At 65.5% G+C, this 7,416-nt stretch carries 5 protein-coding genes; 3 read left to right on the top strand and 2 right to left on the bottom strand.

All coding sequences use genetic code 11. From position 1 onward, the window contains the following. Positions 1-2,043: serine hydrolase (locus BGN95_RS05285; RefSeq protein ID WP_286771867.1), on the top strand; the 2,043-nt coding region annotated here is incomplete at its 5' end. 31 nt (positions 2,044-2,074) lie between these two features. Here the strand turns inward: BGN95_RS05285 and BGN95_RS05280 are convergent. Beyond that, the gene (locus tag BGN95_RS05280; RefSeq protein WP_286771866.1) at positions 2,075-3,688 is read right to left on the bottom strand and encodes a S10 family peptidase; all 1,614 of its coding nucleotides are present in this window, start codon (positions 3,686-3,688) and stop codon (positions 2,075-2,077) included. Positions 3,689-3,808: 120 nt separating this feature from the next. Between BGN95_RS05280 and BGN95_RS05275 the strand changes: the two genes are divergently transcribed. Both BGN95_RS05275 and ribB read left to right on the top strand, forming a co-directional pair. Then, positions 3,809-4,369, top strand: coding sequence for a DUF3617 domain-containing protein (locus tag BGN95_RS05275; RefSeq protein WP_179511034.1), 561 nt, complete (start codon positions 3,809-3,811; stop codon positions 4,367-4,369). Between the two features lie 117 nt (positions 4,370-4,486). After that, positions 4,487-5,629, top strand: coding sequence for a 3,4-dihydroxy-2-butanone-4-phosphate synthase (gene ribB, locus BGN95_RS05270; protein ID WP_179511035.1), 1,143 nt, complete (start codon positions 4,487-4,489; stop codon positions 5,627-5,629). Positions 5,630-5,755: 126 nt separating this feature from the next. Here ribB and BGN95_RS05265 read toward each other — a convergent pair whose 3' ends face one another. Further along, a complete protein-coding gene (locus BGN95_RS05265) occupies positions 5,756-7,000 on the bottom strand; it encodes an NADH:flavin oxidoreductase (RefSeq protein ID WP_286771865.1) in 1,245 nt (414 codons plus the stop codon). Positions 7,001-7,416: the final 416 nt, after the last annotated feature.

Here is a 7,416-nt window from a genome sequence, read left to right as displayed (position 1 = left end):
GTCGCGGTGATGAAGCTGGTCGAGCAGGGCCGGCTCGATCTCGACGCGCCGGTGACGCGCTATCTGCCCGATTTCCATCCGCACAATCCGTTCGGCGCACCGATCACGCTGCGCCAGTTGATGACGCATCGCAGCGGGCTGGTGCGCGAGCCGCCGCGCGGGCATTATTTCGATGCGGCGACGAAGGGCGAGGCCGATACGGTCGCCAGCCTCAACCAGACCACGCTCGTCGCGCGCCCGGGCACGATCACCAAATATTCCAACGCCGGGATCGCGGTGGTCGGCGAGGTGATCGCGCGCGTGATGCGCATGCCCTATGAGCGCGCGATCGGCGAGCTGGTATTGTCGCCGCTGGGGATGAACGCCAGCGGCTTGTCGCGCGCCGCGCTCAAGCATCCGGTCGCGCGCGCGCAAATGGCGTCATTCGACGGCGCGCGTTTCCCCGCGCCGTCGTTCGATCTCGGCACCCCGGCGGCGGGGAGCCTTTATACCAATGGAACCGATCTCGGGCGGTTCGTGCGGATGCTGCTCGACCGCGGCGCGCTGCCCGGCGGCAAGACGCTTCTCCGCGCCGATACGCTGGAGGGGATGTGGCGCGCGCAATATCCCGACGGCAAATACGGGCTCGGTTTCGCGCTCGGCTCGAGCGCGGGCGTGCGCACCGTCGGGCACGGGGGCGCGGTCTATGGTTTCGCCACCGACGTCCGGCTCGCCCCCGAGGCCGGGGTCGGGGTGATCGTGTTCAGCACGGTCGATGCCGGAGCGAGCGCGCGACGGCTGGGCGATTTCGCGCTTGCCAGCCTGCTCGCGGCGCAGCGCGGCGGCGATGCCCCCGTTTGGCTGCGCTCGACCGCGATCGGCGGTGAGCGCGCGGCGCGGCTGTCGGGGCGGTTCGTCGACGGCGACGATAGCGTCAATTTGCGGGTCTATCAGGGCGGGCTGGTGCTCGATGCGGCCGAGGCCGCGGGGGAGGTGCGCGAGGCTGGCGGGCGCGTGCTGCTCGACGATGCACAGACCTTCGACGACCGGCTGGCGCTCGATCCCGCCGGGCAATGGGTGGAATTCGCCGGTCGCCGTTACACCCGCGCCGAGTTGCGCAGGCCGCCCCCGCCGGATGCCGAGCTGTCGGCGCTGATCGGCGAATATGGCTTCGATCACAATATCCTGCGCATCTACCAGCGCGACGGCAAACCCTATGTGCGGATCGAATGGACCGACTGGCGCCCGCTCGGCCGCGTCGCGGCCGATGTCTATGCCTTCCCCGCCGATCGCGGCCTCTATCCGCACGAGCAACTACGCTTCGAGCGCGATCGCGACGGCAAGGTCATTGCCGCGATGCTCGGCGATATCCGCTTCCCGCGTCGCGATTTCGGCGCCGAGGCCGAGGCGGCGGTGCGCGCGACGATGCGCAGCGGGATCGCCGACCTCCGCCGCGCCGCGCTGAGCGCGACCCCGCCGGCCGAGCCCCCGACCGCGCGCGCCGCCGATCTGGTCGCGATTCGCCGGATCACCCCGGGCATCCGGCTCGATATCCGCTATGCCACGCCGAACAATTTCACCGGCCACCCGATCTACGAAAGCGCCGGGGCGTTCATGCAGCGCCCCGCGGCGGAGGCGCTCGGCCGGGTGCAGCGCGAATTGGGCGATCAGGGCTTCGGGCTGCTGATCCACGACGCCTATCGCCCGTGGTATGTCACCAAGATCTTCTGGGACGCGACCCCGCCGCAGAACCGGATGTTCGTCGCCGATCCCAGCCAGGGGTCGCGGCACAATCGCGGCGCGGCGGTCGATCTGACGATGATCGATCTCAAGACCGGCACGCCGATCGTGACGACCGGGCGCTACGACGAATTCTCCAGCCGGTCCTATACCGATTATGTCGGGGGGAGCGACGAGCAGCGCTGGCTGCGCGAGGTGCTGCGCCGGGCAATGGAGCGCAACGGCTTCACCGTCTATCCCGAGGAATGGTGGCATTTCGATCTCGACGGCTGGCAGGCCTATCCGATCGGCAACCAGACGTTCGAGCAATTGACGGTGCGTTGAGCGCGGGCGTCACCCGCGCGCAAATCGCCGCCTACCGCCGCAGATTATCGGTCCGCCGGATGAAATCCGCGACGTCGGTGTGGAATGCCCTGAGCACCGAGGGATTGACGTAGACCATGTGCCCCGACTGATAATAGCGATAGTCGATGTTCCCGCGCAGACTGGCGGGAATCGGCAGGTGGCGCATCTCATAGCGTCCCGAGAAATAGGGCGTCGAGATGTCGAAATAGCCGCCGCTGACCAGCACCTTGAGATTGGGGTTCTGCTTCATCGCTACCGCCAGATCGGGCAACACATTGGGCAGCGCGATCAGCGCGCGTTCGGCACCCGGCGGCTGATGCTTGTAATCCCAGCTCTCATAGACGCTGATGCCGGATTTGTGCGCGATCCCCTCGCCATAGCCCAATGTGCCGCGCGCATAATCGTTGAACGCCGCGACATAAGCGGCTTCGATCCCCGCGCTCTGTGGATCGTAGCTCGATAGCTTGCTGAGCGGATCGAGCGTCGCGCCGGTGAAGCGCGTGTCGAGCGTGCCGGTGGTCAGGCCGTCGCTCGCCAGCAATTCCTTCTGGAACGCGCCATATTCGATCCGGAGGTCGCTTTTGAGCAGATAGTCCGTCGACAACCCGGTATAGCCGGAAAGCTTCGCCGCAATCGCCTGCCGTCTGTCGGCGGGAAGCAGATCGCCCTGCATCAGCGCCGCGGCATAATCGCCGGTCGCGAACCGTTCCACCTCGTCGAGAAACGCGGTGAGATCGGCCGGCCGGTTGGCGATCTTCTGGTGGTACCAGGCGGTCGCGGCATAGGTCGGCAGCGTGACGACATAGGGCTGGTCGACGCCCGGATTGACCCGCGGATCGTCCGGCAGCAAATCCCAGTTGAGGATATCGGACAAGAGGACGACGCCGTTGAGGTCGATCCCTTCCTTTTGCAGCGCGAGCGTCATCCCCGCCGCGCGCATCGTGCCATAGCTTTCGCCGAGCAGATATTTCGGCGAATTCCAGCGGTGATAGCGCGAAAGGAACTGGACGACGAACTTGCTGAAGGCATGGATGTCCTGATCGACGCCGTAGAAAGCCGCCGCCTTGTCATTGCCCGCGACGCGGCTGAACCCGGTGCCCGGCGCATCGATGAACACCAGATCCGATACGTCGAGCAGGCTCTCGTCATTGTTGATCGTGCGATAAGGCGCGGCGGGGGTGTGCTGCTTGTCGGTGGTCTCGCCCCGTACCGGGCCGAAGGCGCCCATGTGCAGCCAGATGCTCGACGATCCCGGACCGCCGTTGAACAGGAAGGTGATCGGGCGGTTGGCGGCGGGGGCGCCGGTCTTGAAATAAGCGGTGTAGAACATCGACGCCTCGGCCGGCTTCTTGTCGTCCTTGTCGTCGCTTTTGGCCGCGTCCCGCTCGAGCGCATCGGTGTCGCTCCAGCCCTTGGGGTGGACCACCAGCGTCCCCGCCACCGCGCGATAGGCGATGCGCGTGCCGCCGACCGTCACGCTGCCGCTCGACGAAACCTCGGTCGGCTCGAACAGCGAGTGGGCGGGCGCGCTCTTGGCGTCCTCCTTCTTGTCGGCGGCCGGGGCGGCATGAACGGGGGCGGTCGACGCGAGCAGCGCCGCGATCGGGAGCAGGGCATATTTCATAAGCGCAATGCCTGCCCGCCCGCGCGCATCGTGTAAACGGGTGCGGCGAACAAAAGGCGTGCTACGATCGATCTTGTTGATTATGCTCGGCAAACCGGGGGACTCATGGGAGCAGAATTTATGCGTTCGATTGCACCGGCCGCCACGGTCGCCGCGCTCGTCTTGCTCGGCGCGTGCGGGAAGCATGACGGCAACGCCGTTTCGATGACCAACGCCTCGGTCGACACCGTCGCCAATGTCGCCAAGGCACAGCAGATCAAGCTGCAGCCCGGCCAGTGGGACATGACCGTCGAGATGGTCAGCCAGGAGATCAAGGGCGCGCCCGCCGGCATGCCCGCGCAGCCCAAGATGCCGCCGGTCTCCACCAAGATCTGTCTCACCAAGGAGCAGGTCGAAAAGCCCGAGAATATGTTCGCCAACGGTCAGGCCGACTTCAAGAAGAACTGCGTCTTCGACAAGTTCGACATGAGCGACGGCAAGATCAGCACCCAGATGCATTGCACGATGCCCAACGGGATGAAGGTCGAGGGCACCAACAGCGGCACTTTCTCGGCGACCGAGATGGCGTCCGAATCCACCGCGACCGTCTCGGGCATGCCGGGCGGGATGAGCAGCACGACGCGCACCAAGATGAGCGCCAAGCGCACCGGGGAATGCAGCGCCACGCCGACCGCGGGCTGATCGACCCTATTCCCGTTCGCGCTGAGCTTGTCGAAGGTTCAGCGCGAACGGGCGGTTGGACTCGATGCCCTCCAAATGGACGAAGCGGAGTCGCGCGAATCCGCGTATAACCCGCCCATGACGCAGGAATCCCAGCTCAGCCGCATCCGCCACGCGTTCCTCTCCAGCCCGGAGGAATTGATCGACGAGGCGAAGAACGGGCGGATGTTCATCCTTGTCGATGATGAGGATCGCGAGAATGAGGGCGATCTCATCATCCCGGCGCAGATGGCGACCCCCGATGCGATCAATTTCATGGCGCGTCACGGCCGCGGGCTGATCTGTCTGGCGATGGCCAAGTCGCGGGTCGACCAGCTCGGGCTCGATCTGATGAGCCGCAACAACGGCACGCGGCACGAAACCGCCTTCACCGTCTCGATCGAGGCGCGCGAGGGCGTCACCACCGGAATCTCCGCCGCCGATCGCGCGCGCACGATCGCGGTGGCGATCGATGCCGCCAAGGGCGCCGAGGAGATCGTTACCCCCGGCCATGTCTTTCCGCTCGTCGCGCGCGAAGGCGGGGTGCTGGTTCGTGCCGGGCATACCGAGGCAGCGGTCGATATCGCGCGGCTTGCCGGGCTCAATCCGTCGGGCGTGATCTGCGAGATCATGAAGGACGACGGGACGATGGCGCGGATGGACGACCTCGTCGCCTTCGCCCAACTCCACAATCTCAAGATCGGCACGATCCGCGATCTGATCGCCTATCGCCGCCGCCACGACCACCTCGTCGAATGCGTCGCCGAGACGAAGGTGACGAGCAATTTCGGCGGCGACTGGACCGCCAAGACCTATTTCAACAAGGTCGAGCACAGCGAGAATCTGGTGTTGGTGAAGGGTCGTATCGTCCCCGGCGAGCCGACTCTGGTGCGGATGCATGCCTTCTCGGTGTTCAGCGACATGCTCGCCGAAATGGGCGACCGCGCGACCCTGCTCCACCGCGCGATGGCCGCGATCGGCGAAGCGGGCGCGGGGGTGATCGTGATCCTCAATCCGGTGCGCAGCAATTACCTGCGCGATCAGATGCGCTCGCATGCGGGCGCACAGCCGGTGGTGGAGGAATTGCGCGATTACGGCATTGGCGCGCAGATTCTCGCCGATCTTGGCATCCACGACATGGTCCTGCTGACCAGTTCGCACCGCAATATCGTCGGGCTGGAAGGCTATGGGCTGAATGTGGTGGCGGAGAAGCCGATCCCGGGGGTCGAGGCGGGGGAATAGTCAAAACCTCCGTTAGCCCTGAGCTTGTCGAAGGGCTGTACTTCCTGCCGCGGAAGAAAAGTGCAGGGCTTCGACAAGCTCAGGGCGAACGGGGGTAGGTGCTTCCGTTCTAGCGAGGCAAGCGCCTCACCCCACCGCACTCGCCGGTATCCTGGTCAACGCCGCATCGACCCCGCCGGTCAGCACGCAGGCGGTGCCGCCGGGCGAATACATCATCGTCACGCACAGATTGCATGCGGTGCAGCCCGATCTGCGCTCGCTGCCGTCGCGGAAGCGGTTGATGATATCAGCGTCGTGGATCAGGATCCGCCCCAGCGCGACCACATCGAACCCGTCGGCCATCGCCTGTTCCACCCCGTCGAGCGACTGCACCCCGCCGAGATAGGCGAGCGGCATCTTCACCGACCGGCGGATACGCAGCGCGAGATCGCGCAGATAATTTTCGTGGAACACCACGTCCTTGGGCTCGGACAAGGCCTGCAGCCACATGCCGAGCGCGATGATCGGATTGGCCGGGCGCGCACGGTTCGATTTGGGGAAGGGCGAGCCGAACATCGCGGTGATCGATTCGACGTTCATCCCGTTCGACAGCACCGCCATATGCGCGCCTTCGGCCTCGATCGCGCGCGCCACCGCGACGCCGTCCTCGATCGTGTTGCCGCCTGCCTTGCCGTCGGTCATGCTGAATTTGACCAGCACCGCCAGATCCTTACCCACCGCATCGAGCACCCGGCCGAGCACCTCCGACGGGAAGCGCACGCGGCGTTCGATCGCCCCGCCATAATCGTCGCGGCGGCTGTTGTAGAATTTCGAGATGAACTGGCTGAGCAGATAGCCGTGCCCCATGTGGAGCTCGACCGCGTCGAACCCGGCGCGGCGCGCGCGCTCGGCGGCGGCGACGAATTCGGCGATCATCGCGTCCATATCGGCGCGATCCATCCGTTTCTTGAGCCAGCGGTTGGACATCACGCCGACCTTGTTGAACCCCCCGCTGGCGCTCAGCGGGCGCGACGCCTTGAGCACGTCCTTGGGCAAGAAGGTGAAGCAGCCGGCGTGGGTGATCTGTGCCGATGCGGCGGCGCCGTGGCGATGCACCCCGTCGGTCAGCGCCTTGAGATCGGGCAGCGACGCCTCGTCGAGCGTCACCTGATCGACGAAGGTGCGCCCGTCGAGGCTGGGCGAGCAATAGGCCACCGTCGTCAGCCCGACGCCACCCGCGGCGATCTGTTCGTGGAAGCGCGCGAGCGCCTTGGTCACCACGCCGCCCTTGGCCTTGCCCTCGTTGGTGGCGGATTTGATGAAGCGATTGCGCAAGGTGAGCGGGCCGATCGTCACCGGGCTGAACGGGGAGGGGGCGTCGTTCGCCTGCACTGCATCATCTCCATTATGATTTGACGCAATTTGGCGCTGAATCCGGGGTTTCGTCAATGACTAGCGTAGAATTTCAGGATAATTTCTACGAAAAGTGCATGTCGTCGGTAACTCCCTCCCTCACCCCGGCGTTGAGCCGGGGTGGCGATGGGAGATACGATCGTCGTCAATCGGGCTATTGCAAATACGCAAAATGTATCTCACAAAATTACGCAAATAAGCAATACGCAGCCGAATCGGCGATCGAATCGGCGCGACAAAGGTGGAGAGGGAGATGGCGGCGGCCGATCCGATCTTTGCGGCGCTCACCGCGCCCGGCACGCCGTTCGAGATCGGCGAGCGCGGCGGGATGCAGCAGTTCGTCCGTGCGCCGGCCGACCTCAACAGCCTGATCGAAAGCGCGCGGCGACACGGGG

The organism is Sphingomonas sp. 66-10 (assembly GCF_001897045.1).
GTDB lineage: Bacteria > Pseudomonadota > Alphaproteobacteria > Sphingomonadales > Sphingomonadaceae > Sphingomonas > Sphingomonas lycopersici.
The sequence above is the reverse complement of the archived record's forward strand: the minus strand, read 5'-3'. Positions and strand labels throughout refer to the sequence as shown.

What these genes read in the sequence shown, in the direction of transcription:
- BGN95_RS05280 (WP_286771866.1), bottom strand. Translation starts at nt 3,688, where the DNA reads ATGAAATATGCCCTGCTCCCGATCGCGGCGCTGCTCGCGTCGACCGCC.
- BGN95_RS05275 (WP_179511034.1), top strand. Translation starts at nt 3,809, where the DNA reads ATGCGTTCGATTGCACCGGCCGCCACGGTCGCCGCGCTCGTCTTGCTC.
- ribB (WP_179511035.1), top strand. Translation starts at nt 4,487, where the DNA reads ATGACGCAGGAATCCCAGCTCAGCCGCATCCGCCACGCGTTCCTCTCC.